The 24,587-nt window shown below is 63.9% G+C and carries 23 protein-coding genes; 11 read left to right on the top strand and 12 right to left on the bottom strand.

What is annotated here, in order from left to right; translation table 11 throughout:
• Positions 1 to 18 precede the first annotated feature (18 nt).
• Complete coding sequence (locus BRSPCE3_RS22610; RefSeq protein WP_375709951.1) at positions 19 to 879, top strand: YihY/virulence factor BrkB family protein; 861 nt, start codon at positions 19 to 21, stop codon at positions 877 to 879.
• Here BRSPCE3_RS22610 and BRSPCE3_RS22605 read toward each other — a convergent pair.
• A complete protein-coding gene (locus BRSPCE3_RS22605; protein WP_244068376.1) occupies positions 803 to 2,086 on the bottom strand; it encodes an ATP-binding protein in 1,284 nt (427 codons plus the stop codon). The genes BRSPCE3_RS22610 and BRSPCE3_RS22605 overlap by 77 nt on opposite strands.
• Positions 2,087 to 2,267: 181 nt before the next feature.
• Positions 2,268 to 3,137, bottom strand: a complete 870-nt coding sequence (gluQRS, locus tag BRSPCE3_RS22600) for a tRNA glutamyl-Q(34) synthetase GluQRS (protein ID WP_244068373.1) — start codon at positions 3,135 to 3,137, stop codon at positions 2,268 to 2,270.
• A gap of 166 nt (positions 3,138 to 3,303) precedes the next feature.
• Here gluQRS and BRSPCE3_RS22595 point away from each other — a divergent pair, with 166 nt between their 5' ends.
• A complete protein-coding gene (locus BRSPCE3_RS22595) occupies positions 3,304 to 3,957 on the top strand; it encodes a DNA-3-methyladenine glycosylase (RefSeq protein WP_244068371.1) in 654 nt (217 codons plus the stop codon).
• A 166-nt stretch (positions 3,958 to 4,123) separates the two neighbouring features.
• Positions 4,124 to 5,686 (top strand): glycosyl hydrolase family 17 protein, encoded by a 1,563-nt coding sequence (locus tag BRSPCE3_RS22590; RefSeq protein ID WP_244068658.1) that lies wholly within the window; start codon positions 4,124 to 4,126, stop codon positions 5,684 to 5,686.
• A gap of 69 nt (positions 5,687 to 5,755) precedes the next feature.
• Here BRSPCE3_RS22590 and BRSPCE3_RS22585 read toward each other — a convergent pair whose 3' ends face one another.
• Positions 5,756 to 6,643 (bottom strand): LysR family transcriptional regulator, encoded by an 888-nt coding sequence (locus tag BRSPCE3_RS22585; RefSeq protein WP_244068369.1) that lies wholly within the window; start codon positions 6,641 to 6,643, stop codon positions 5,756 to 5,758.
• A gap of 179 nt (positions 6,644 to 6,822) precedes the next feature.
• On the opposite strand from BRSPCE3_RS22585, the gene BRSPCE3_RS22580 reads away from it, so the two are divergent.
• From BRSPCE3_RS22580 to BRSPCE3_RS22560, 5 genes are all read left to right on the top strand, one after another.
• Positions 6,823 to 7,794, top strand: coding sequence for a nitronate monooxygenase family protein (locus BRSPCE3_RS22580; RefSeq protein ID WP_244068367.1), 972 nt, complete (start codon positions 6,823 to 6,825; stop codon positions 7,792 to 7,794).
• Positions 7,795 to 7,817: 23 nt separating this feature from the next.
• Positions 7,818 to 9,335 (top strand): acyl-CoA synthetase, encoded by a 1,518-nt coding sequence (locus BRSPCE3_RS22575; protein WP_244068365.1) that lies wholly within the window; start codon positions 7,818 to 7,820, stop codon positions 9,333 to 9,335.
• Positions 9,336 to 9,439: 104 nt separating this feature from the next.
• Entirely contained in the window at positions 9,440 to 10,525 is a 1,086-nt protein-coding gene (locus BRSPCE3_RS22570) for a DUF2855 family protein (RefSeq protein WP_244068362.1), read from the top strand.
• Positions 10,526 to 10,636: 111 nt separating this feature from the next.
• Positions 10,637 to 12,421 carry an NAD(P)/FAD-dependent oxidoreductase gene (locus BRSPCE3_RS22565; protein ID WP_244068360.1) on the top strand — a complete coding sequence of 595 codons (1,785 nt, stop codon included), beginning with the start codon at positions 10,637 to 10,639 and terminating at the stop codon, positions 12,419 to 12,421.
• A gap of 123 nt (positions 12,422 to 12,544) precedes the next feature.
• Positions 12,545 to 13,522 (top strand): peptidyl-alpha-hydroxyglycine alpha-amidating lyase family protein, encoded by a 978-nt coding sequence (locus tag BRSPCE3_RS22560; RefSeq protein ID WP_244068358.1) that lies wholly within the window; start codon positions 12,545 to 12,547, stop codon positions 13,520 to 13,522.
• A gap of 161 nt (positions 13,523 to 13,683) precedes the next feature.
• Here the strand turns inward: BRSPCE3_RS22560 and BRSPCE3_RS22555 are convergent, their stop codons facing one another.
• A complete protein-coding gene (locus BRSPCE3_RS22555; protein WP_244068356.1) occupies positions 13,684 to 15,444 on the bottom strand; it encodes a chloride channel protein in 1,761 nt (586 codons plus the stop codon).
• A 192-nt stretch (positions 15,445 to 15,636) separates the two neighbouring features.
• Between BRSPCE3_RS22555 and BRSPCE3_RS22550 the strand changes: the two genes are divergently transcribed.
• The 3 genes from BRSPCE3_RS22550 to BRSPCE3_RS22540 all read left to right on the top strand — a co-directional run bounded on the left by BRSPCE3_RS22550 (position 15,637) and on the right by BRSPCE3_RS22540 (position 17,266).
• The gene (locus tag BRSPCE3_RS22550) at positions 15,637 to 16,194 is read left to right on the top strand and encodes an HNH endonuclease (protein WP_016845270.1); all 558 of its coding nucleotides are present in this window, start codon (positions 15,637 to 15,639) and stop codon (positions 16,192 to 16,194) included.
• Positions 16,195 to 16,495: 301 nt separating this feature from the next.
• Complete coding sequence (locus BRSPCE3_RS22545) at positions 16,496 to 16,825, top strand: helix-turn-helix domain-containing protein (RefSeq protein ID WP_244068355.1); 330 nt, start codon at positions 16,496 to 16,498, stop codon at positions 16,823 to 16,825.
• Between the two features lie 192 nt (positions 16,826 to 17,017).
• Entirely contained in the window at positions 17,018 to 17,266 is a 249-nt protein-coding gene (locus BRSPCE3_RS22540) for a hypothetical protein (protein ID WP_244068352.1), read from the top strand.
• Positions 17,267 to 17,301: 35 nt separating this feature from the next.
• Here the strand turns inward: BRSPCE3_RS22540 and BRSPCE3_RS22535 are convergent, their stop codons facing one another.
• The 8 genes from BRSPCE3_RS22535 to BRSPCE3_RS22500 all read right to left on the bottom strand — a co-directional run bounded on the left by BRSPCE3_RS22535 (position 17,302) and on the right by BRSPCE3_RS22500 (position 24,584).
• Positions 17,302 to 17,787 (bottom strand): antitoxin Xre/MbcA/ParS toxin-binding domain-containing protein, encoded by a 486-nt coding sequence (locus BRSPCE3_RS22535; protein ID WP_244068350.1) that lies wholly within the window; start codon positions 17,785 to 17,787, stop codon positions 17,302 to 17,304.
• 45 nt (positions 17,788 to 17,832) lie between these two features.
• The gene (locus tag BRSPCE3_RS22530; protein WP_244068349.1) at positions 17,833 to 18,201 is read right to left on the bottom strand and encodes a hypothetical protein; all 369 of its coding nucleotides are present in this window, start codon (positions 18,199 to 18,201) and stop codon (positions 17,833 to 17,835) included.
• A gap of 154 nt (positions 18,202 to 18,355) precedes the next feature.
• Positions 18,356 to 20,101, bottom strand: coding sequence for a hypothetical protein (locus tag BRSPCE3_RS22525; RefSeq protein WP_244068346.1), 1,746 nt, complete (start codon positions 20,099 to 20,101; stop codon positions 18,356 to 18,358).
• 285 nt (positions 20,102 to 20,386) lie between these two features.
• Positions 20,387 to 20,683, bottom strand: a complete 297-nt coding sequence (locus BRSPCE3_RS22520) for a hypothetical protein (protein ID WP_244068344.1) — start codon at positions 20,681 to 20,683, stop codon at positions 20,387 to 20,389.
• A gap of 28 nt (positions 20,684 to 20,711) precedes the next feature.
• Positions 20,712 to 21,485: a hypothetical protein gene (locus tag BRSPCE3_RS22515; RefSeq protein WP_244068342.1), complete on the bottom strand. Its 774-nt coding sequence runs from the start codon at positions 21,483 to 21,485 to the stop codon at positions 20,712 to 20,714.
• Positions 21,482 to 22,615: a DUF2235 domain-containing protein gene (locus BRSPCE3_RS22510; RefSeq protein WP_244068340.1), complete on the bottom strand. Its 1,134-nt coding sequence runs from the start codon at positions 22,613 to 22,615 to the stop codon at positions 21,482 to 21,484. The genes BRSPCE3_RS22515 and BRSPCE3_RS22510 overlap by 4 nt, the downstream gene beginning before the upstream one ends.
• Positions 22,612 to 23,823 carry a DUF1488 family protein gene (locus BRSPCE3_RS22505; protein ID WP_244068338.1) on the bottom strand — a complete coding sequence of 404 codons (1,212 nt, stop codon included), beginning with the start codon at positions 23,821 to 23,823 and terminating at the stop codon, positions 22,612 to 22,614. The genes BRSPCE3_RS22510 and BRSPCE3_RS22505 overlap by 4 nt, the downstream gene beginning before the upstream one ends.
• Positions 23,820 to 24,584, bottom strand: a complete 765-nt coding sequence (locus tag BRSPCE3_RS22500; RefSeq protein WP_244068336.1) for an E2 domain-containing protein — start codon at positions 24,582 to 24,584, stop codon at positions 23,820 to 23,822. Before BRSPCE3_RS22500 ends, BRSPCE3_RS22505 begins: the two co-directional genes overlap by 4 nt.
• Positions 24,585 to 24,587 lie beyond the last annotated feature (3 nt).

Below are 24,587 nucleotides of genomic sequence, written 5' to 3'. Positions count from 1 at the left end.
TACGTCACCCACGTCGTGATGGATGCCTTTTACACGTTCCTCGCCGATGACGGCTGGGCGATCGCGAGCCACATCGCGCTGTCGACCCTGATGGCGCTGTTTCCGTTCCTGATCGTGCTGACGTCGGTGGCCGGTTTCTTCGGCTCCAAGGAGCTCGCCGATCAGGCGGTCGGCCTGCTGCTCCAGGTCTGGCCGGATCAGGTCGCCGGGGCGTTGTCCGGCCAGATCCACGACGTGCTGACCAACACCCGCGGCGACATCCTGACCATCGGCGCGGTGCTCGCGGTCTACTTCGCCTCCAACGGCGTCGAGGCGCTGCGGGTCGCACTGAACCGCGCCTATGCCGTGATCGAGCCGCGGCGCTGGTACTGGCTGCGGCTGGAATCGATCGGCTACACGCTGGTGGCGGTGTTCGCCTCGCTGGCGATGGCCTTCCTGATCGTGCTCGGGCCGCTGATCATCGAGGCGGCGCGGCGCTATATCCCGTTCTTCGTCGAATCCAACGAGAGCCTGCTCAACACCGCTCGCTACGGCATCACGGTGCTGGCGCTGGTGGTCGCACTGTTCATCCTGCATGCTTGGCTGCCGGCGGGGCGCCGCAGCTTCACCCAGATCCTGCCGGGCATCATCTTCACCATGGTGGCGTCGCTGATTTCCGGCATCGGCTTCGGCATGTACCTGGCGCGCTTCGCCAACAATTACGTCACGATGTATGCGGGGCTCGCCTCGGTGGTGATCGCGCTGGTGTTCATGTATTTCATCGCCGCGATTTTCGTGTTCGGCGGCGAGCTCAACGCCGCGATCATGAAGTCGCGGCTACCGCGCGGCGTGTCGCTTCATGCAGCGCAGTTGCGAGTGCCCGCGGAGAAACAGGCTTGACCAGGAAAGCATCGGCGCCGGCGGCGCGCGCCGCGGCCTCGTCCTCGGCACGCCCGGAGATCCCGACGATCACGATCCGGCCGTGCGGCGGCGGCAGCGCGCGGATGCGCTTGATGGCCTCGACGCCGCCGATGCCGGGCAGCACCATGTCCATCAGCACGGCATCGAAGGCGCCCTGTCCGAGCCGATCGGGCGCGCCCTCGCCCTGACCGATGAATTCGGCATGGTGACCGAGCTCGGTCAGGATCGTGTTGAGCACGACGCGGCCGAACGGATTGTCCTCGATGCTGAGCAGCCGCAGCCCCTGCGATGACGGCGCCGCCGCGCTTTCGCTCGAAGACGCAGCGGCCGGTCCTGCGGCTGCAGCCAGCACCACGTTGAGCGTGAAGACCGTGCCGCCGCCCTTGCGCTGGGCCACGGCGATGTCGCCGCCCATGGCGCGCGCGAGCTGCTTGACCGAGGACAGGCCGAGCCCGGCGCCGCCGAACCGCGCGGCGATCGAGACATTGGCCTGCGAGAACGGCCGGAACAGGCGCTTGACCTCCGCCAGCGTCAGGCCGATGCCGCTGTCGGAGACCGCAAAGGCAACGCCGATCTTGCCGGCGTTCCTGCCGCGGCTCTTTTCCCTGGCCGCGCGCACCGGCGCGACGTGCAGCTCGATGCTGCCCTGCTTGGTGAACTTGACGGCATTGTCGATCAGGTTCTCCAGCGCGGCGCGCAGCCGGACCGGATCCCCGACCGCAAACGCCGGCAGCTTGTCGGAGACCTCGACCGCGGCCTGCAGCCCCTTGGCAGCGGCGCGGCCGGCCAGCGAATCTCCGGCGTGGCGCGCCAGCGTGCGCAGGTCGAAGAAATCCTGCCGGATCTCGAGCCCCGGCCCCTCGCTCCGGGAGGCATCGACGAACAGGGTCGCAAGGCTCGCCAGATGCTCGGCGCCGGCCCTGATGGTATCGACCCAGCGCCGCTCGCGCTCGCCGAGCTCCGAGGTCGCGAGTAGATTGCTGATCGCGAGGATCCCGGTCAGCGGCGTCCGTACCTCATGGGCAAAGGCGGCAAGCGCGGTCTCGACCATGCCGGGAGCAGATTTTGGGGCCGTCCTCGGCGCAGCCGGTTTGCGGCGCGGCCTGGCCGCCACCTTGACGGTGCCGGTCTTGGCGGCGCGTGTTTTGGCGGTTCGCGTTCTTGCGGCGCGCGTCTTCGGCGGCATCCTTTTGGATGGCCGCTTGCTGCGCCGTACGCGCGATCTTGACGCCATGGTCTCCGTGATCCCCGCCCCTGATCACAACATGGCATGCCAGGCGTGCTGGAGTCACGGCAGCGTTTGCGGGCGGCGGCCGCAACGCACATGATGGTAACCGCTCTGCTCCGCGATCGAATTTGGCCGCAATCTACGGCAGACCGACAAGACGGCGGATGTCGGCCGGGCTCGTCCCCGCCGCCCGCAACTCGCGCAGCCCGGTCGCCCGGGTCGATTTCGACAGCTTTTGGCCACCCGCGTCGCGGATCAGGCGGTGGTGCCGGTAGACTGGCGCGGGCAGGCCGAGCAGTTCCTGCAACAGCCGATGCACGCTGGTCGACCAGAACAGGTCAACGCCCCTGACCACATCCGTGACGCCCTGCAGGGCGTCGTCGATCGCGACGGAGAGATGGTAGCTGGTGGGGGTCTCCTTGCGCGCCAGGATCACGTCACCCCAGGCCTCAGGTTGGGCCGCCACCTCTCCTCTCTCGCTGGCCGGCCCGTCGCCCGCTTCCTGCCAGCGCAGCGCGCCGGCGCGGGCGCAGGCTGAGGCCATGTCGAGCCGCAGCGCGAACGGTGCGCCCTCCTCGATCAACCGGTCGCGTTCCCTGGCCGACAGCGATTTCGCTGCCCCCGGATAGAGCGGCGCGCCGTCCGGATCGCGCGGCCATGCGCCACCGGCCTCGCGCTCCGCGACCAGCCGCGCGATCTCGGCACGGCTTTCGAAGCTCGGGTAGACCAGCGCCTGCGCCGCCAGGCGATCGATCGCTGCACCATAGGCCGCAAAATGCTCCGACTGCCGCCGCACCGGGGTCTCCCAGGCGATGCCGAGCCAGGCGAGATCCTCGTAGATCGCCTGCTCGAACTCCGGACGGCAGCGCGTCGCGTCGATGTCCTCGATCCGCAGCAGGAAGCGCCCGCCCGTATCACGCGCGAGGTCGTGGTTGAGCAGCGCCGAATAGGCGTGGCCGAGATGCAGGTAGCCGTTCGGACTCGGGGCGAAACGGAAAACGGGTGGCATAGCGGTCGATCGTGCGTTCATTGCCGGGCTCGCCCCGGCGTCTCTGATTTGAGCATGAAACCGGCTTCCACTGTTTCCGGATCCCGCGCCTGGACAAGACTCTGTTACGATAGGGGATGAGCGCGCGGGTCAAGCCCGCGCATGACAAGCCGATGCAGACCCCGCAATGCTGATTCATCTCGAAACCCAGGCCGATCTCGACGACGCCATTCAGAAGCTGGTCGCCCAGGATCGCCGGCTGCGCCCGATTCTGGAAGCGACAGGCATGCCGGCGATCCGGCAGCGCGAGCCGGGGTTTGCCGGGTTGGCCGCGATCGTCTGCGGCCAGCAGCTATCGACCGCCAGTGCCGCGGCGATCTGGGGCCGCGTCAGCACGGCGTTCGACCCGTTCCACCATGATGCGATCCGCAAGGCGCGCGCCGACCGGCTCGGCCGGCTCGGGCTGTCGGCGGCCAAGATCAAGACGCTGAAGCATATCGCACGCGAACTCGCCGAGGAGCGGCTGAACCTCGACGTGCTCGCCAACGAGGAGGCCGATGCCGCCCACAACACGCTGACCGCGCTGCCCGGGATCGGCCCGTGGACCGCCGACGTCTATCTGCTGTTCTGCCTCGGCCATGGCGATGCGTGGCCGGCGGGCGACCTTGCGGTGCAGGAAGCGGTCAAGGTCGGGCTCGGGCTGAAGGAGCGGCCGACGCCGAAGCAGATGGCGCCGCTGGCCGAGCCGTGGCGTCCGCTGCGCGGCGCCGCCGCGCATCTGTGGTGGGCCTATTATCGCGTGCTCAGGAATCGCGAAGGCGTGATCGCCAGTGCAAAGTAGGCCGGCGAGAAAAACACTCCACCCGCGCGATCGGGTGATATAGCATCGGTAGACGGATACTTTTTCAATTTGCCGGCCTCGCCCATCTCGCACGCTCAGCACGTCCTATTGCAAGGAGACGGACCTGGTTTCCCTCCGTATCCCGCTGACGCTTCTCTCGATTTGTCTGGGCGCCATCGCCGCGGTGTGGTGGTGGCTGGGCATCCCGGTCAACCTGGTGCGCGCACCGATCGACCCGAACGAGAAGGTCCAGTGCATCTCGTACGCCCCGTTCCGCAACAATCAGACATCACTTTCGCCGGCGACGCAGGTGACGCCGGAACAGATCGCGGAAGACCTCGCGCAACTCGCAAGGATATCCAACTGCATCCGGACCTACGCGACCGATCTTGGCCTCGATCAGATTCCCGGACTGGCGGCCAAGGCGGGGCTGAAGGTCATTCAGGGCATCTTCCTCGATCGGGACCGCAAGAAGAATGCGACGCAGGTCGCAACGGCGATCCGCCTCGCCAAGGAATATCCGGACACGATCATCGCGCTCGTGGTCGGCAATGAGGTCTTGCTGCGCAAGGAAATGTCGGCATCCGACCTCGCCGCCACGATCCGCGCGATCAAGGCGCAGGTCAGTGTTCCCGTGACCTATGCCGACGTCTGGGAGTTCTGGCTGAGCAACCGCGAATTGGCCGACGCCGTCGACTTCGTCACGATTCACATCCTGCCCTATTGGGAGAATATTCCAATCGCGGCGGAACATGCCGCCGCGCACGCCGACGAGATGCGCCGGCAGGTCGCGGCGGTCTTTCCGGGCAAGGAAATCTTCATCGGCGAAGTCGGCTGGCCGAGCGAGGGGCGTATGCGCGAATCCGCGCTGCCGTCGCGCGTCAATCAGGCGCGGGTGGTCTCGGAAATGCTCGACCTGGCCCGGCGCGAGCATTTCCGCGTCAACCTGTTCGAGGCCTATGACGAGGGATGGAAGCGGGAGATCGAGGGCACGGTCGGCGGCTCCTGGGGCTTGTTCGATTCCGAGCAGCGCGCGCTGAAATATCCGCCCGGACAGCCCATCAGCAATTTTCCGCTCTGGAAGCTGCAAATGGGCAGCGGAATGGCGCTGGCGATCCTGGTCTTCGGCGCCGCATCGCTGACCTTGCGCCGCAAGCCGAGGGAGGGGCAATTAAGGTCCTGGCTTGCGGTCGGCGTATCGGCGACCACAGCCGGAATCCTGTTTGGGGTGGCCGCCCAAAGACTGGTCTATGAGAGCTACGGAACCGGCGGCTGGCTGGTGTGGGGCTCGCTGCTGCTGGCGGCAACGGCTTCGCCGGTGTTTGGCGCCAACGCCTTCATGTCGGGCCGCGCTCCGCCCAGTTTCCAGGAACTGTTGGGCCCAAAGGGCTATCACACGGAATCAGTGCTGGTGACCGCGCACGGATTGGCCCTGATGGTCACCGTCGTGGTGGGGACGGCGGCCGCGCTCGGTCTGATCTTTGACCCGCGCTTCATCGATTTTCCGTTCGCGCCGCTCACCATGGCGGCGGTGCCCTTTGCGGCGATGACGCTGCTCAACCCTCCCGGCAAGGGAATCCGCCCGCTGGCGGAATCGATCTTTGCCGCGATTTTCGTCGCAGCCGCGATCTATATGGTCTTCAACGAAGGACTGGAGAACTGGCAGTCGCTGTGGACCTGCGCGGTCTTTGTCCTGCTCGCGGCGACGCTGTGGCGGGCGCGAGCCTGAGGACCGCTTGGTTTGGCGTGTTTTCTTCCCGCGAACCGGTGTCCACTTCGCTTGAAAACGCTCCGGTTTCTAGCCGCGCAGCCTGACGCGGTCCTCGCGTGCACAGTCGGTGACGAAGCCGATCACGGCGCGCACCGCGGGTAGCTCGACCAGATCGGGATGGGCGAGCAGCCAGAGATCGGAGAGGCTCGTGAGCTTGTGCGGCGCGACCCGCACCAGATCGGGATAGTCGGCTCCGACCAGGCAGGACAGCGCCGTGATCCCGAGCCCGGCCCGCGCCGCCGCCAGCATGTCGCCCTGCGAGGAGCAGCGCATCACCAGCGTGCCCTGCCGCGTGATGACATCGCTCCACTGCGCCAGGCGCACATTCGAGGCCTGGTCGGCAAACCCGATCACGCTATGGCCCTTCCACTCGTCGGGCCGCTCCGGAAGCTTGCGCCCGGCCGCATAGGCGCGTGACGCATAAAAGCCGGCGCCGAGCCGCCCGATCTTGCGTCCGATCAGGTTCTCGTCCCCCGCATCGACCGGCCGCAGCACCACGTCGGCCTCGCGGCGCCGCACGCTGGCCGGAAACGGGTGGGTGATGATCTCGAGCTGGATGTTGGCATGGTCACGCAGGAACGGCCCGAGCCGCGGCATCAGCCAGTGCGCGGCAAGCGTCGCGCCGATCGACAGCTTGACCACGCCGCGGGCCTGCGCACCGGTTGCGGACGCCGAGGCTTCCGCGCGCAACGCCGCCGCGGACATCGCGTCAGCGTGCTCACGGAACTTGCGGCCGTGTGATGTCAGCGACAACCCATCGTTGGAACGGGCGAACAGGCGGGTGCCGAGTTGCCGCTCCAGCGCCGCGACGTTGCGGCCGACGGTCGGATGGCTGATCCGCAGCCGCCGCGCGGCGGCGGCGAAGCTGCGCGTCTCCGCCACCGCGACGAATGTCTTGCAAAGCTCCCAGTCCATGCCGCTCGCCCGCCCTGTCGTTCATTTTTGGATGATCCGCTGTTCAATATTGAACGCCATAACGGAGCCGTCCAGCCCTATATTGCCGCGCAAGAGAGCCGCCCGCTCCAACCATCACAAACAGATCGCGTGTCCGCTCCGGCTGCCGGCCGAGCGGTCCGCCATGGAGGATCCGAACAATGTCGCTGCCCGCTTCGCTCGCCAACAAGCTTGAACTGCCGGTGGTCGGCTCCCCGCTGTTCATCGTCTCGGGGCCGGAGCTCGTGATCGCGCAGTGCAAGGCCGGCATCGTCGGCTCGTTCCCGGCGCTGAACGCCCGCCCGGTCGGGAAGCTCGACGAATGGCTGACGCGGATCGAGAACGAGCTCGGCGAATACCAGGCGCTGCATCCGGAGAAGAAGGTCGCGCCCTACGCGGTTAACCAGATCTGCCACGCCTCCAACGACCGGCTGATGCACGACATGGAAGTGTGCGTGAAGCACAAGGTGCCTGTCATCATCACCTCGCTGCGCCCGCCGTCTGAGATCGTCGAGGCCGCGCATTCCTATGGCGGCGTGGTGTTCCACGACGTCATCAACGTGAAGCACGCCCGCAAGGCCGCCGAGCAGGGCGTCGACGGACTGATCCTGGTCTGCGCCGGCGCCGGCGGCCACGCCGGCACACTGTCGCCGTTCGCGCTGGTGCGCGAGGTCAAGCAATGGTTCAACGGCACGATCCTGCTGTCGGGCGCGATCTCCGACGGCTGGAGCATCGCATCCGCGCTCGCGCTCGGCGCCGACCTTGCCTATATCGGCACCCGCTTCATCGCGACCGAGGAAGCCAATGCCGATCTCAAATACAAGCAGGCGCTGACCGAATACGCCGCGCACGACATCGTCTATTCGAACCTGTTCACCGGCGTGCACGGCAACTACCTCGGACCGTCGATCGCCGCGGCGGGGCTCGATCCCGCCAATCTGCCGGTCGCCGACAAGACCAAGATGAACTTCGGCTCCGGCGGCAACACCAAGGCCAAGGCCTGGCGCGACATCTGGGGCTCGGGCCAGGGCATCGGCCAGATCACCGATGCCCCGCCGGTCGCCGAACTGGTGGCGCGGCTGAAGGCGGAGTACACCGAGGCGCGCAGCGACTTCCTGCGGGCGAGCGCCTGACGCCCGGACCTGGAGAGACCGGCATGATCATCAGCGGCGACAGACAGATCAGCTATGGCGACATTCACGCCCGCATCGCGCGGGCGGCCACCGGCTTGCGCGCGCTCGGCGTGCAGGGCGGCAAGCCGGTCGGCATGATGCTGCGCAACGACTTCGCGCTGTTCGAGGTGGCCGCAGCCGCAGCCGCGCTCGGCAGTCCGGTGGTGCCGATCAACTGGCATCTGAAGGCCGACGAGGTCGCCTACATCCTCGCTGACAGCGGCGCCGACACGCTGGTCTGCCACGCCGACCTGCTGCCGCAGATCCGCGACGGGCTGCCGGCGGCAATCAAGCTGCTGGTGGTGACCACGCCGCCGGAGATCGCGGCGGCCTATGGCGTAGCGCCCGCGCTCACAACCGTGCCTGACGGCTTGACCGACTGGGACGTCTGGCGTGAGACGCATCAGCCGCTGACCGACGCGCCGATCGGCGCCGCGCCGATGTTCTACACCTCAGGCACCACGGGCCTGCCGAAGGGCGTCAAGCGCAAGCCGATGCCGTTGGAGCAGCAGGCGGCCGCCGCGCGCGTCGGCGCCATGACCTACGGCGTCAAGCCGAACGAGGATCAGGTGATCCTGATGAACGGCCCGATGTATCATTCGGCACCGCACTCCTACGGCATGCTCGCGTTCCGCTGCGGCTGCGCGATCGTGCTTGAGCCGCGCTTCGATCCCGAGGACCTGCTGCAGCTGATCGCGCGACACGGCGTGACCCACATGCACATGGTGCCGACCATGTTCGTGCGGCTGTTGCGGCTGCCGGAGGAGACACGGCGACGCTACGACCTGTCGTCGCTGCGCTTCATCGTCCATGGCGCGGCGCCCTGCCCGGTCGACGTCAAGCGCGCGATGATCGAATGGTGGGGACCCGTCATCAACGAATATCTCGGCTCGACCGAGACCGGCATCCCGGTGTGGCATTCGTCCGCCGAGGCGCTGGCCAAGCCCGGCACCGTCGGCCGCGCCATCGAGGGCGGCATCGTCAAGATCTTCCGGCCCGACGGCACGCCATGCGACGTCGGCGAGCCCGGCGAGATCTTCATGCGCCAGACGTTGATCTCGGATTTCGACTACCACGGCAACGCCAAGGCACGCGCCGAGGCCGACCACGACGGCCTGATCAGCGTCGGCGATGTCGGCTATCTCGACGCCGACGGATATCTGTTCCTGTGCGATCGCAAGCGCGACATGGTGATCTCGGGCGGCGTCAACATCTATCCGGCCGAGATCGAGAATGCGCTGATCGGCATGGAAGGCGTCCGCGACTGCGCGGTGTTCGGCGTGCCCGACGACGAATATGGCGAGCGGCTGTTCGCCTGCGTCGAGCCGGAAGCCGGCAGCACGCTGTCGGCCGCATCGATCCAGGAATTTCTCCGCGGCAAGCTCGCCAACTTCAAGGTGCCACGCGATATCCGCTTCATGGACGCGCTGCCGCGCGAGGCCACCGGCAAGATCTTCAAGCGCAAGCTGCGCGACCTCCACCGCGAAGGACAGCTCCGCTGAGCGACGTGACGGCGGAGCGAACGGCGTTTGAAACTTAGTTGCTGTTGCAAAAGGCCGGCAATCGACGCAACGATGCCGGCGCATCGGAAGCTGGGATCATCGCCATGAACTCCACCGACTTCATCGTCATCCGCAACGACCTGCAGCAGTGCAAGGTGATCGAGACGCAGCTGCCCGACGCCGCAGCGCTGCCGGCCGACGCGCTGCTGGTGAAGGTGACCCGCTTCGCGTTCACCGCCAACAACATCACCTACGCCGTGATCGGCGAGCAGCTGAAATACTGGCACCTGTTCCCGGCGCCCGAGGGCTACGGCATCATCCCGGTGTGGGGTTTTGGCGAGGTGTTGGAATCGAAGCATCCCATGATCGCAGCCGGCGAAACGCTGTTCGGCTATTTCCCGATGGCGACCCATCTGGTGATCGAGGCGGCCGACGTCAGCAAGCGCGGCCTGCGCGATGCGGCCGCGCACCGGCAGGAGGTGTCGCCGGTCTACAACGCCTATGCCCGCATTTCCACTGACCCGACCTATGCCGGCCGGCAGGGCGACTTCCGCGCGCTGCTGCTGCCACTATTCATGCTCTCATTCCTGGTCGACGACGCCCTCGCCGAGAATGAATTCCACGGTGCGCGCCGCGTCATCCTGTCCTCGGCCTCGAGCAAGACCGCGTTCGGGCTCGCCCATCTCCTGCACAAGCGCGGTATCCGGGTGATCGGGCTGACCTCGAAGGGCAATGTCGATTTCGTCGCTTCGCTCGGCTGCTATGATGAGGTCATCACCTATGACCAGGTCGGCACGATCTCGGCGGCCGAGCCGGTCGCATACGTTGACATGGCCGGCAACAGCGCGCTGCGCGAGACGTTGCATCGGCACTTCGGTGTGCAGATGGTCTATTCCGGCCGGGTCGGGCTCACGCATCGCGCGAGTGGGCCGGACGAGCCGACGCTGCCCGGCGCCAAGCCGGTCTGGTTCTTCGCGCCGGATCAGATCCGCAAGCGCGCCAAGGAATGGGGGCCTGGCGGCATCGACCAGCGTTTTGGCGCCGCATGGGCCGAGCTCGTGCCGCATCTGCCCGATTGGCTCGAGGTCGTCGAGCGGCGCGGCCCGGCCGCGGTGCGCGAAGCCTATCTCGATACCCTGCAGGGCCGCGTTCCGCCGGATCAAGGCCTGATCCTGTCGCTGGCCGAATAGGCGATATCCCGTCACGCCCTTTCTGCGGCCGCGCCAATGGGTATAGGCTCGCGGACAAAGGGAACGCCGCCAAGAAAGTGTCACCAAGCGGCCGATGACGAGAAACGCCCGATGCTCGACAAGACGGACGATATTTCGGTCGCCGCCGACAATTGGCTTGTGCAGTTCGAGGATGCGCTGGCGGGCCCCGACGATGTGCTGCTGAAGCCGCTGTTCCATCCCGAGAGCTACTGGCGCGATGTGCTGGCACTGAGCTGGAACATCCAGACCGTCAACCGCGCCTTTGCGATCGTCGAGGAACTGCCGACACATGCGCGCCGCAGCGCGCCGCATGATTTCCGCATCGATGCCGAGCGCGCCGCGCCCCGCCGGGTGACGCGCGCCGGCATCGATACGATCGAGGCGATCTTCAAATTCGAGACCGCCGTCGGCCGCGGCCACGGCATCGTGCGGCTGATCCCCGACGCCGCCGACGGCGATCAACTGAAGGCCTGGACCTTGCTGACGGCGCTCGAGGAACTGAAGGGGTTCGAGGAGCAGCAAGGCCACACGCGGCCGCGCGGACAGGCCTATTCGCGCGACTTCCGCGGACCCAACTGGCTCGATTTGCGCAACGCATCCGCCGAGTATACCGACCGCGATCCCGATGTGCTGGTGGTCGGCGGCGGACAGGCCGGGCTTGCGATCGCCGCCCGGCTGCAACAGCTCAAGATCGATGCGTTGATCGTCGACCGCGAGGCACGCGTCGGCGACAATTGGCGCAAGCGCTACCATGCGCTGACCCTGCACAACCAGGTGCAGGTCAATCATCTGCCCTACATGCCGTTCCCGCCGAACTGGCCGACCTACATCCCGAAGGACAAGCTCGCCAACTGGTTCGAATCCTATGTCGACGCCATGGAGCTGAACTTCTGGACCGGCACGGAATTTACGGGCGGCAGCTATGACTACGCAGCGGGGCGTTGGACCGTTGAGCTGCGCCGCGCCGACGGCACTGTGCGCAAGATGCAGCCGCGCCATGTCGTGATGGCGACCGGCGTCAGCGGCATTCCCAGCATACCGGACATCCCGTCGCTGAAGAATTTTTCCGGCAAGGTCATGCATTCCAGCGGCTATGAGGACGGCGAGCACTGGGCCGGCAAGCGCGCGCTGGTCATCGGCACCGGCAACAGCGGCCACGACATCGCGCAGGACCTGCATTCCTCCGGCGCCGAGGTCACGCTGGTGCAGCGCTCCTCGACGCTGGTCACCAATATCGAGCCGTCGGCGCAGCTGGCCTATGCCGCCTACAATGAAGGCTCGCTCGAGGACAACGATCTGATCGCGACCTCGATGCCGCTTGCGCTCGCCAAGCGCAGCCATGTGCTGATCACCGAGCAGTCGAAAGAGCTCGACAAGCAGCTGCTCGACGGCCTTGCGCGCAGGGGGTTCAAGCTCGATTTCGGCGACGGCGGCACCGGCTGGCAGTTCAAGTACCTGACCCGCGGCGGTGGCTACTATTTCAACGTCGGCTGCTCCGATCTCGTCGCCAGCGGCGCGGTGAAGCTGCAGCAGTTCGCCGACATCGACACCTTCGTCAGCGAAGGCGCGCGGCTGAAGAGCGGCGAGACGGTTGCCGCCGATCTGATCGTGCTCGCGACCGGCTACCGGCCGCAGGAAGAGCTCGTGAAGAGACTATTCGGCGAGGCCATGGCCGCGCGCGTCGGCCCGATCTGGGGCTTTGGCGACGGCCAGGAGCTGCGCAACATGTACACCCGCACGCCGCAGCCCGGCCTGTGGTTCATCGCCGGCAGCCTCGCGCAATGCCGTATCAACTCGCGCTATCTCGCGCTGCAGATCAAGGCGATCGAGGCAAGTCTGCTGCCGCGCGATGTCGGGCCGGTGGCTAATTTTTGAACCGTCATTCCGGGGCGCGCGCAGCGCGAGCCCGGAATCCATCAGGCCACATCGCACGTGGCGAAATGGATTCCGGGCTCTCGCTTCGCGAGCCCCGGAATGACGAAGGGAGGGAGACCAACAATGCCAACCATCCTCGGCACCGGCGAGCACCGCTATCGCGTCGTCGAGAACTTCGCAAAACTGCCCGACGGCTGGAGCCTGACCGACGTCGCCTCGGTTGCCGTCGACAGCAAGGACCGCGTCTATGTCTTCAACCGCGGCGACCATCCGATGGTGGTGCTCGACCGCGAAGGGAATTTCATCCGGAGCTTCGGCGAAGGCGTGTTCTCGCGCGCGCACGGCCTGCACATCGACGCCGACGACAATCTCTATTGCACCGATGACGGCGACCACACCGTGCGCAAGTGCTCCACCGACGGCAAGGTTCTGCTGACGATCGGCATCCCGAACAAGCCGGCGCCGTTCATGAGCGGCGAGCCGTTCCATCGCTGCACCCACACCGCGCTGTCGCCGAACGGCGAGATCTATGTCTCCGATGGCTATGGCAATGCCTGCGTCCACAAATACACGCCGGACGGCAGACTGATCAAAACCTGGGGCACGCCGGGCACCGATCCCGGCCAGTTCAACATCGTGCACAACATCGCGACTGACTCCGATGGCTGGGTCTACGTCGCCGACCGCGAGAACCACCGCGTGCAGGTGTTCGACGGCAACGGCCGATACGAGACGCAGTGGAACAACCTGCACCGGCCGTGCGCGCTGTGCTGCTGCGGGGGCGGCAAGCAGCCGAATTTCGTGATCGGCGAGCTCGGCCCGGGCATGGCGGTCAACCGCAAGGTGCCCAATCTCGGCCCGCGGCTGTCGATCGTGGATCACGCCGGCAAGCGCATCGCCCGCCTCGGCGGCGAGCACGGCCCCGGCGTCGAGACCGGCAAATTCCTGGCGCCGCACGGCATCGCGCTGGATTCGCGCGGCGACATCTATGTCGGCGAGGTCGGCGTCACCGACTGGAAGACCAGCTTTCCGGACACCGAGATGCCGGCCGCGGTGCGCGTGACGCGGTGCTTGCAGAAGCTGGAGCGGGTGGCGGTGTAGCTATCGATATTGAGGCCATGCCGTCGCTCTAACTCCGTCACCCTGAGGAGCGCGCATCGCGCGCGTCTCGAAGGGTCGACGGCCCCGACCGTGGCCGTGCATCCTTCGAGACGCCGCTTCGCGGCTCCTCGGGATGACGGGTTGAATAGCACCCGCGAAAATCAAATCTCGCCGATCACCTCGCGGCGGCGCTGCTCGGATTCTTCAGCGTAGCGCCGCATCGCGTGCGCTTCGGTGAGCAGGCCGATCGGCCGGCGGTCGCCATCGCCTTCGACCACGGCGAGCGATTCCGCTTCCGCGGCGTCGAACACCGCGATCGCCTCCTGCACGTTCATGCCGGGATGCAGCACCACGTCGGAATAGCGCAAGATCCCGGCGAGTCCCTTGTCCTCCTCGAGGTCCGGCGCATGCGCTTCCGCCACCAGCGCCAGCCCGGCATAGCGTCCCTCGCCGTCGACCGCGACGACCTGGGTCTTCGAGCCCGGCGGAAATTCCTCGCGGAACGCCTCGATCGGCATCGCGGCACTCACCGTCGTCATATCCTGCCGCATCATCTTGCCGACCGTGAGATCGCGGATCCAGCCGATATCGGCGGCGCTGCGGATGGTCTCGCCGCGCAGATGCAGCCGCCAGGTCGCGAACGAGTAGCCGAACAGTTCGCGCGTGATCGTGGTCGAGATGATGACCGCGACCAGCACCGCGGTGGTGAGCCAGAGGTTGCCGGTGGATTCCAGCGCGATGAACGACATCGTCAAGGGACCGCCAATCACCGAGGCCGACAGCGCGCTCATGCCGATCACGGCATAGGCGTTGGGATCGAGGTTCAGTCCCGGCCACACGATGTCGACGCCGGCCGCGAACAGCCGGCCGCCGAGCGCGCCCATGAACAGCGTGGCGAAGAACAGCCCGCCACGAAAACCCGAGCCGAGCGACACGATCGAGGCCACCGCCTTCAGCGCGAACACGCCGGCGATGAAGGCGAGCGGCATCGCCACGATGCCGGCGAAGCGCAGCGCGCCATGGCCCGACGACATCACCTGCGGCGTCAATAGCGCCATCGCGCCGACCGCAAGCCCGCCGAGCGCCGGCCGCAGCGGCGGCCACAGCCGGGTCTTGGTGAGCAGCGCCTCGCACAGCGTCACCCCGCGCATGATCGCAATCCCGGTCAGCGCCGCGACCATGCCGAGCAGCGCGGCAATCGCCAGATCACGCCCGAGCACGTCGCCGACGGTTCCGACGCCGACGCCGAGCGGCAGCGGCTCGAAGGCATGGGCGACGAAGTATCCGGTCACCGCCGCCACGCCGACCGGGGTCAGGCTCGCCGGCGTGTAGCCGCCGATCACAAGTTCGAAAGCGTAGAATGCGCCGGCGAGCGGCGCGCTGAATGCGCCGGCGATCGCCGCAGCCGCGCCGCAGCCGACCATGATTCGCTGGTCGTTGCGACGGAGATGAAAGCCGCGGCCGAGCGAGGCGGCGAGGCCGCTGGAGAGTTGGGTGTAGCCGGCCTCGAGCCCGACCGAGCCGCCCACGCCACTCGACCAGATCGTCTGCAGCGCCACGATCACGCTGCCGCGGAACGACATCCGACCGCCATAGAGCGCATTGGCCTCGATCGGGTCGATCTCGCGGGCCGGCCGGACCCGGAGCAGCAGCAGGAACGCAAATCCCAGCACCAGGCCGCCAATTGTGGGAACCAGGAGCGCGCGCACCGGATCGATGCTCAGTTGGCTCGATAACCGGTCCCCCAACGGAATATTGAACAGCACCGAATGCAGCACCGTGACCAGGCCGCTCATGACCGCCACCACGAGGCCGCCAATGGCGCCGATCAGCACCGCCAGCACCACGAGGCTGGTCTCGTGCGCGCGCACGAATGCGCGCAACCGGCGCGGCGCTTCGAGATAGCTTGTGGTCGTGGTCATCGGCAGGGTCCGTCACTGGCCGACAGGGCCTTGCGGCTCCCTTTACGGGCCTCGCAGGCAGGAGGCAATCGGGGCAGGAACATGGCAGAGCCTGGCGGATAAGCCGCTCATTGCTCTTCACAATCCCGTCACGCTGCCTGTAGTATGTGAGTGCATGCTGCTTCGCAGCTAATGGGAGATCAGGAGCGTTATTTGAACGCACATGTCTCGCAAGGCGGTTGGCCGGTGCTGGTCTTGAATGCGGACTTCCGGCCGCTGAGTTACTACCCGCTGTCGCTCTGGTCCTGGCAGGACGCGATCAAGGCGGTGTTCCTCGATCGTGTCAACATCGTCGAATATTACGACCGCGCGGTACGAAGTCCTTCCTTCGAAATCCAGTTGCCGAGCGTCGTATCCCTCAAGTCCTTCGTCAAGCCGACCACCCACCCCGCCTTCACCCGGTTCAACGTCTTCCTGCGCGACCGATTCAGCTGCCAATATTGCCTGTCGGGCGACGACCTCACCTTCGATCACATCATTCCGCGCAGCAAGGGTGGCCAGACCACCTGGGAGAATGTCGTCGCCGCCTGCTCGCCCTGCAATCTGCGCAAGGGCAATCTGACGCCGCAGCAGGCCAAGATGTTTCCGAAGCAGACGCCCTACGCGCCGACGGTGCATCAGCTGCATCGCAACGGCCGGCTGTTTCCGCCGAACTATCTGCACGAGAGCTGGCTCGATTATCTCTACTGGGATACTGAGCTCGATCCGTAGGCCCGAGTCTCGGCGGTGTGCTGCGACTCATAAGAGTGTCAAAACACACATAAGAGTGTCACGTTTTTCGCCCCTCCCAAGCTCGAAAAATAACAACCTGAGGTAGGCAAACCGCCAGAATTCGGCGGAATTGGCTCTGATTCCGCAGTTGCAGCACGCAGCCGTCCCGCCTGCGGTAAGGCGCGGTGAACGTCTCAAAATGGTGCGCCTCAGAGATTGAGCGTCGGGCTGAAGCACTATAACGTTTGAAGAACCACGTTTTTCCCGCCGCTGAGCGCCTGTTGGACGTCCGGAGGTCCCGATGGGCTGGGTTCAAGATGCTGAAGCGCGCATGACCGCGGAAGCAAGGAAGGCCATGCTGGAGAGCGGCGATTGGTTGACGACTGCCGAAATTGCGAAGTTGACCGGCCTCAGCGCCCGCCATCCAAGCGCGCAGCCGAACAAATGGAGGAAAGAAGGCCTGATCTTCGCCATCCGACATCTGAACATCGACTATTTCCCGAGATATGCATTGGATCCCGCGGGCGGTCACTATCCATTCAAGTCAATGGCGCCGGTACTCAGAATCTTTCAGGGAAAAAAGAAGACTGGAATCTCGCGTACTGGTTCGCATCGGTCAACAGCTTCCTAGGCGGTAAGCGCCCGCAAGATGTCTTGGCTACCCAGCCTGAACGAGTTCTCGCTGCAGCGCAGGATGAAGTTGCGGGCATCCTCCATGGGTAGTGCCCTGCAGCCTTGGCGATGTCCATGCTGACCGAAATCTACGAGATCTCCACCCCAGAAGAGATACGCGCGGTCGACAATCGGAATTGATCACGTCGGGATGCTGGTCGGCGACGGCGAGTTCTCGCGCGAACAGCTTCTCGCCCGGACCGCGGCGGTCGCGGCGGCAATATTGGCGCCATCGCCGTTTTCGGCACTCTTTATCACGGCAAAAGCGGAATTCATCGTCGAATGGGCAGCGGAGGCATTAAAGCCCACGATCGCCCACTCAGGCGCGGCGCCCGAGCTGCTCGGTCCGGCTCAGGCCACAGCTGTGCTACGATTCATAAGAGTGTCAAAGCACGAATAAGAGCGTCGCGCTTTTCGGCTCAGCTGGCCAAAGCGCTATGAATAGACGCCGTATGCGAGGCGAGCGAGGTGTTGTTCGATGAGCTCAATGCCAACCGGCGTAGCAAGCAGATCGATCGGGTAGCGCCGGTCAAGACCAATGGCTGGACGCCTGAGCCACTGCTCGGCCTCTTTCTGCGAACCGAATACATCCGTGGCTTTGGCCAAAATCTCGGCGAACTTCCAAGTTCGCGCGCTTTGTTCCTGGCTGAGCAGTTTGGCTGGAGTGCTCTTGCGCCGCTGACAGGGACCAAGGCTGATTCCAACGGCCTTTTCCAACGCGTCCGCTTTGTCAATCACGATCAGGCTATGGACGAGGTAGTTCAGGGCGGACCTAGGAAGTCCGTCCAACAGCATTTCATGCGCGTCGAGGAGGCTTGTGATACGGCCAAATAGGATGCGCGGCCCGCCGAGCAGATCGACCACTTTCTGCAAATCGTTGCCGGGTTCATTTGAAACCGATTTTTCGGTTGCCCTGGTCATGTCTTGTCCTTTGACGGGTATCACCCCAACACGTGTTACCGCTTTTCAGTCCCGCTGAGCAGCGCCAAAATTTCGCTCAACGACCCTTCTGGCCGACCGCCTCAGCCGAACCCGCGCGTCGTAGCCGCCGAAATTGACGCCTTCTGCCAGGTAGAACGGCGACGAGTTGCGCAGCCTCACCATGTCACGATCGCGGCTGGTCAACCTGGAAGCAAGCTCTCTCGTCGGAAGCGCGAGCAGTTCCTCCCACTCACGCACGAACGGCCAGCCAGCGAATTGGCCTGCCTGGCCTGCGTGAGCGATCCTAGCCTTCTCAGCCAGCGACGGGTCACGACGAAGCATCCGCGCAATCAGCCGATGCATCATTAGCTTAGCGGTGTCGCTGACCACTCCCTCATTCACTTCGGTGGTCATTCCGGGTCGTCCTCTTCCTCCGCAAATATAATGTCTGGAGCTGGAGTGCGGGAGACTTTAGGCCATGAGGCCTTCAGCCGTCCTGCGGGTCAACGTGATCGCATCCGAAGTGATCGCCCAGCTCGCCCGCAAATCGAAGCAGCGTAGCCCTCCGTCATGACAGTCGACTCTCGAGCATCTTGATTGCTTCGCTGGCGCTTAGGATCCTGGGTTGTCTAGGATCCTGCTCCCACAAACGTTCGGAGCAATCCCAGATCCACTCCTCGAACGGAGAGACCACAAAGGGAACGAACCGACGAATCTGTCGAAAGTCGAAATTGCTACCAGTTGAATTGTCGCGAAAGAATTCAGCCAGACTCAATGCTTGAGAGATCTTCTTTTCCAAGCGGCGATTCCGTTCCGAAATCGTAGCTGGCCGCCCAATCTCGTAGTCAAGGGGACGGCCGATCGATACGCACTCGAATAGGAACAGCTCGTCCCCGATAATTACTCCGGCATCAAGCTCCCTGGTTTCGCCTTCCGGGGTCTTCTTGATGCCCGCCTCCACGTTGAACCCTCGTGACGTCAGCGCCGAACGAAAGACCTCTTCGAAGGCCGGCCCACGGCTCTGTGGATCATAGGCCAACCCGACGAACAGGTTCGTAAGCAACGCTGGTAGCGCATGCAAGTCAAGCACATCGCCGAGCCCAAATGGAATAAACAGATAACGGGGACCACCGCTCCAAAGAGAGATGGCTGCCTGACGCTCTATCGTGAGGGTCAACGCGGACACGATCGTAGCCGCCACGTCCCGCGGCACGGCTACCTTGACAGAGAGCAGAGGCAGGCGACGTTCGATCTCCTGATATAGGCGGTCAGACGAGAATTCGAGATGGCGGTATCCGCGCATCATGGAATTAAGGAGGTTCGAGCCGAACGCTCTCATCATGTCTTCTTCACGGGTGCTTGCGAAGAAAGGAGCTGGCGCGTTGAAGATGTTGGCTACCGCCCATATGACGCAAATATATTGCGACAAACTATATCCATATTGAGCTTCGAACGCCGCATCTAGGAACGTGTGCGAATCTAGAAACTGACGCACGTTAAAGATGCCAGGAAGATAGTTTGTCCGCGCCCGGATCGGCTCGTCCACGCCGAAGCCTCTCCAAAAATCAGGCCCAGTTTCCCTCCTAGACGTGTTGTAGACCGGAACAATCACTTCGTCGATCGTTGACAGCCCGGGCCTGGAAGCCGGCGCTGCTTGAGGGTCAAACCAGACCCCAAGGGTCGACGAAGCCCACGCCATCTCTGCAGTTCGAGAATCGATACTCGCAATCAGAAATTTCTGCTCTAGGGTGTCTTGCTCCTCCCAGCTGCCATCATCACTGACAACGATCTCGCATCCCTTTCCGATAGACCGGAGTAGAGCACATGCTCGCCAGTACTGGTAAGCAAGGCCCTCGACTAAATGCAAATCGATAAAGTCATCCGCCGAAAACTCGCCAATCACAAGTTGAGGGGAGCGAGCCAACGCCGAGACGAACTCTCGAAATTCGGCGCTCCGTTTGGGAAGGCCGGCATCGATGAGCCCGCGATTCATCCAACCTCCGAGAATTTGGTCTGCGGAAGCCTGATCGGATCTAACCACATCATTTGGCGTTCTGGACAGCGACCCATGCTTGAAAATGGCGAGTTCGACGGTCCTGCGGACGAGCGCGATGGTGCGTTCGTCGTCGACGCCCACTTCATGCCCAGGACTCAGTGCAATCCCGGTTCGCCGATATAAGTGGAGCCAAAAGAACACCGAGTGGCGACGCAAAGTTGATGCGATCTCGCCTTCAAGAGCATCGAGATACTCTCGGAAGACTGGCCATGCGCGCTCTACCGGGATCCGCTGTCCGATTGGAAGTCGGCCGGCCAAGAATCCCTTCCTAAATTCAACAGGCTTTTGAAGTAAAGCCCGATTGATTTCCCTCGAGTATAGCTTGGCAAGCGTTAGAAATGCCGGCTGATAGTACATCATTGAACGCAGGCCTGTCGGGTTGCAGCCTCGACTACGCTAAGGGCTCTCCTCATCATTTGAAACCACGGATGCATCTTATTTGCAGCGCATGTCCGAATCTGTAGGCCAGCTCAGCATAGCCGTCGGGATTGGAGACCCAAGCCGACGCCTCAAGTTGTCCACCTCCGCGGCAAACATTGCCACCTAGGGGAAATGGCTCTGACTGCCCGCGTGAAACGACCGATCAAAGCGCGACACGCTTGGAACGGATTCCGACTTGCAGCAATCCCCCTTATTGTTCTCCTCGAAAACAGGAGAGATCACCATGCCCAGGACCGAGCCAACTACTTCACCAAAAAGATCGCAAAAATGATCCCCTAGTCGTGTCTGTTCGATCGGCTCAGAGTCGGGTTTCCGCTTCAACGCCATTACGTTGTTGAACCGATTGCGGTCGCTGACGACATCCTGCACGCGGTCGTGACGCTGACCGTCGAATGACATAAGGGAATGTCACGTTCTCCTATCGAATTCAGGCGTTCCGAAGTCCTGGCGTCTCGATGAGGAACGGAAATCTGAGGTCGTCTATGTCGGGCGCGTCCTTCACCTGGGCCACCAGCGTCATAGTCAACTCCTCGCCGACGTACCGTCTGAAGACGGCCGAGGCGAAGCCGAAGGTGAATTCAGAGAGATCGCGCGCGACCGGCGCCATTTCCTCCAGAAGTTGCCGGAGCGCCCCGTTAACGTCGACCTCCGCGAGCGCCTTAGCCATGCCGTGGACCAGGACGAAATCGGACACGAAGAAGAACGTGTTCAGCAGTGCCTTGTTGAAATAGACCGCCCAATCCGCGTCTTCCCCTCGATCTTCCGCCGCCGCCTTCTCAAAGGCCGCCTCAATCTCGTCCATCTCCGGGTGGTGGAAGGCGTAGTTGTTGCGGATCACGGCGAGCCGATTGAACCTGCCGAACCTCTTCTTGAGGCTCTCCAGTGCTGCCGCACCCGGTGCATCGAGCAGCGTCAGGTATTCGCGGCCAATGGGCCTCTTTAGAAAGCGTCCCTCGATCAGCCGCCAGGCCTCCTGCATCGCGCCGATCGCGAGCCTGACGAAGATCTGCGTCTGAGCCCCCTCCAACCGTTCCTTGACCGGATCCGTATCCTCGCCGTTAGTAAGGACGATCACCAGTTTCCAGAGCGCGTTCACCTGGTTCGATGCATGACCGAGAGCGAGGAACAGACATCGCTCCTCCTTCTGCATCTTGCTAAGAAGCTCTTTCGTGATGTCCATTCTGAGAATGTCGAGCGTCACCGCACGTTCTCCTTCGGATCATCTGCACGGACTGCGCCCGCCAGCTTGCCGGGATCAACGGCCTTCTCCTTCGCCCATATGGCCAGGTTTGGCGGACGATAGGTCTCGTCAGCACGCCAACGGTCGAAGACCGAGCCATCGACGGTCTCGTTGATGCGCGAGGTCGTAGCCTCCGTCCCTCTGTCGGGTGCCAGGCCGACGGGTCGATAGAACGGTCGCGAGACCAAACGGTAGAGACCCCAAGCGAACTCGGCATAAGAATCCGTGACAGTCGGCGCGACCTGGGAAACGTCAATCGAAACCTGATCGCGGAAGGCGAGTCCCAAGCCGGCCGCCTTGTCCATCAGCCAATTCAACGGGCGCTGCGCCAGCGGGTCGCTGGCGTAGCCTCCGCCGACATTCGCATGTGCGCCGACAAACCATCGCTGCTCGACCTTCTCGATCTGTCGTTCGGCGGCACCTTCGTGCCCGATCCTGTCGGTCCTAGTCCAGAAGGTTGGCTCGAAATTCTTCCGGTGTTCGTCCAGCGCCAACGCGTGGAACGCGTTTTCGTTGTCGAGCCTGAGATGAGTATCGAGGAATTGAAACTTGCGGACTTTGGCTGCCACGGTCCAATCCGGAAACCCAAGCGAGCCAACGGTATCCCAGACACCGACGAACTTGATCTTGGTCGGTCGCGAATATGTAGTTAGCCACCGCTCCTCGATCGAGGCACCGTTCGGAAGTCCCTCCGTCAGCAGCGTCCTGATCGTCTTGGCGCCATAAATGCGATAGCGAGCGTAGAGTTGCTGGATCGACAGCGGCGCACCGACCTTGAGGACACCGCACTTGCTGATGAGGCCGGACAGGCTGCGGGCGGTGTAGGCGCCGCGACTGAACCCGAAGATGAAGATTTCATCGCCGTCGTCGAAGTTCTGGATGAGCCAAGTGTAAGCTTCGATGATCTCGTCGTCGATGCCCCATCCCGTGATACCGCCGCGCGCGGCCTCTCCGCTGCGCGTACCGACGCCTTGGCTATAGTAGACGCGCTGATCGGTGGTCTCGGCCGTCAGGGACTTCAACCGCCAGACGTTCGTGTTGTTGTTCAAGGTATTCCAAGTGCCGTCTAAGAAGATCGCAAGCCGCTTCATGAGCGTCCCCAAACCGTTGCCGGCCGCCGCGGCGCCTGATCGCTATCGTCCTCGAGCGGATCCAGATCTTTAGGTCCGAGGAAAATCTTGCCGTCGCGTTCGATCAGCCCCCTCGCGGCCTTCTCCAGTGCCAGCCGGCGCAGCCGATCTTCGTGCCGATGAAATGCTTCGATCATCTGACGGGACCCTGCCGGAAGCGATCGCTCTTCGATATCCTCGAGGAGGTCGCCATGAACGTGGCAGATAGCAATTGCGCCGTCGATCACTGTGCCGAACTGTACGATGGCGCCTTGCACCTCAAAGACTTCGTGCAGAAAGAGATCCGGACGCCGTGCGCGCGTCTTGTCCGGTTGGAATAAGGGAAAGTTGCGCAGCACCGAGAGCGCGTCGACTACCGAGGCGAAAAGCCCGGGATTGTGGTAGAATCGGATGAAATACTGAAGCTCCTCGCGCTCAAAAGTCTCTTCGGACACGATGCCCAGGAAATGAACCCGCTCGCGGAAGTGTCGGGCCCCGCGCATAGGGTTGCGCGGGTCGAAGGTGCCGACGATTGGAAACATCCTGCCGTTGTCGCCGATCCAGCGGTAGCCGGCCCAATCCGGGACGGCGTCGATTCCGTAGGCAATCTGTCGGCAATCGATACGATCGGGTCTACCCGCAGCGCGAGCGTCAACGACCAGCATCGAAATCGACTTCCCGTCGGGCAAGGGAAACTTTGACGGCCGCCCATCGTTCTGCGCCTTACCGACGATCCTTTCGATGGCCTTCAGGGTCTCGCCCTCCGGACTTTGTTTCCTCAGATCGCTGCGCCGCCGCCGCTCGCTCTCGTCGAGAGACGCTTCACCGGCTGTCGGTGGCATTGGCGAGGTCAGCATCCTGCCGAAGAACGGACCATGCTCCCACGTTGCGGCCTTCGCCGCTTCGGACTCGTCGAACGACAGAAGTTCAACGTTCCAACCGTCGAAGGCGAAATCGACCCTGGTCTCTCCGACACCAGTGGCATGTTCGTAGACAGGAGAGACGCCGCAATCGTGCAGCGCACGAGCGAAGCGGACCTCGAACAGCGTCGCCATGTTTTCGGTTGACAGGCCGCCGCGCTCGCCGGCGCGCGCGAGTAAGGCTCCCGTCCAGGATAGTGGTCGGAGCGTCTCGATCGCTTCGGCCGTGGAGAGCGCCTCCGCCGTAGTGAGGACGGAGAAGGAGGTCATGTCGTCGTTCCTTCCGTTTTCGCTAGAACAGCACTGTCGCCGGAGCTCCTCAGCGGACACTCCTGCATCGTACCACAACACGTTACGTGGCCGCGCAGACTGCGCCAGTATCGATCGACCATGATCCGCCGTCGGTGTTCGAGCGCAATCGGACAACCGAGTCCGCTACGGTAACAGTCTCGTCGCAGCAGGATGCGTCCGCGTCGGTCGGTTCGGCCGCAGACGCACGCGCTGCGTCCGTTCCGCAACGTTCCAGTCCTCGGATCAACCTTGCGCAATCCGGACGCGATGAGACCTGTGTCAAACGCGACGGCCTCGCGGTAGGCAGCGCGCAACCCGAGTTGGTCTGCTGCGCTCTCCGCCGCGAGTTCCACTTCGCCGGCGTCTCCATGAGAAAGTTGGGCTTCGCTGGGCCAGAAACCTGTCTCCGCCGCAGTCTCCTGGCAGAGCGCGAATGCATGCAGCTTGTCCCACCATGCCGGCGCCGTCTCGGCGGTGATGCCTTCGCCCGCTCGCAGCCCGATGCAGAAGGAGCCGTCTGGGTTGATATGCCGTTCCGGGCAGAACGCCGGCAGCGTGCTACCGATATGGCGCTCGGACACGCTGACGTCGTCATCGAGGTGAAGGAGCCTGAGCTCGAAGAGCCTGGTGAAGGTCTTGCTGGTCCGCAGTGCGACCATGTCGACAGAGGCCTCACGGCCACCGATCGACCGGAAGTCAGCCCAGGTCGGGCAGCATGCTGCGAGCGCGGCGAGAGACATGAC

Source organism: Bradyrhizobium sp. Ce-3 (genome assembly GCF_022835695.1).
Classification (GTDB): domain Bacteria; phylum Pseudomonadota; class Alphaproteobacteria; order Rhizobiales; family Xanthobacteraceae; genus Bradyrhizobium.
Note: the sequence above shows the minus strand (reverse complement) of the source record. Positions and strands in the feature narration are given on the sequence as shown.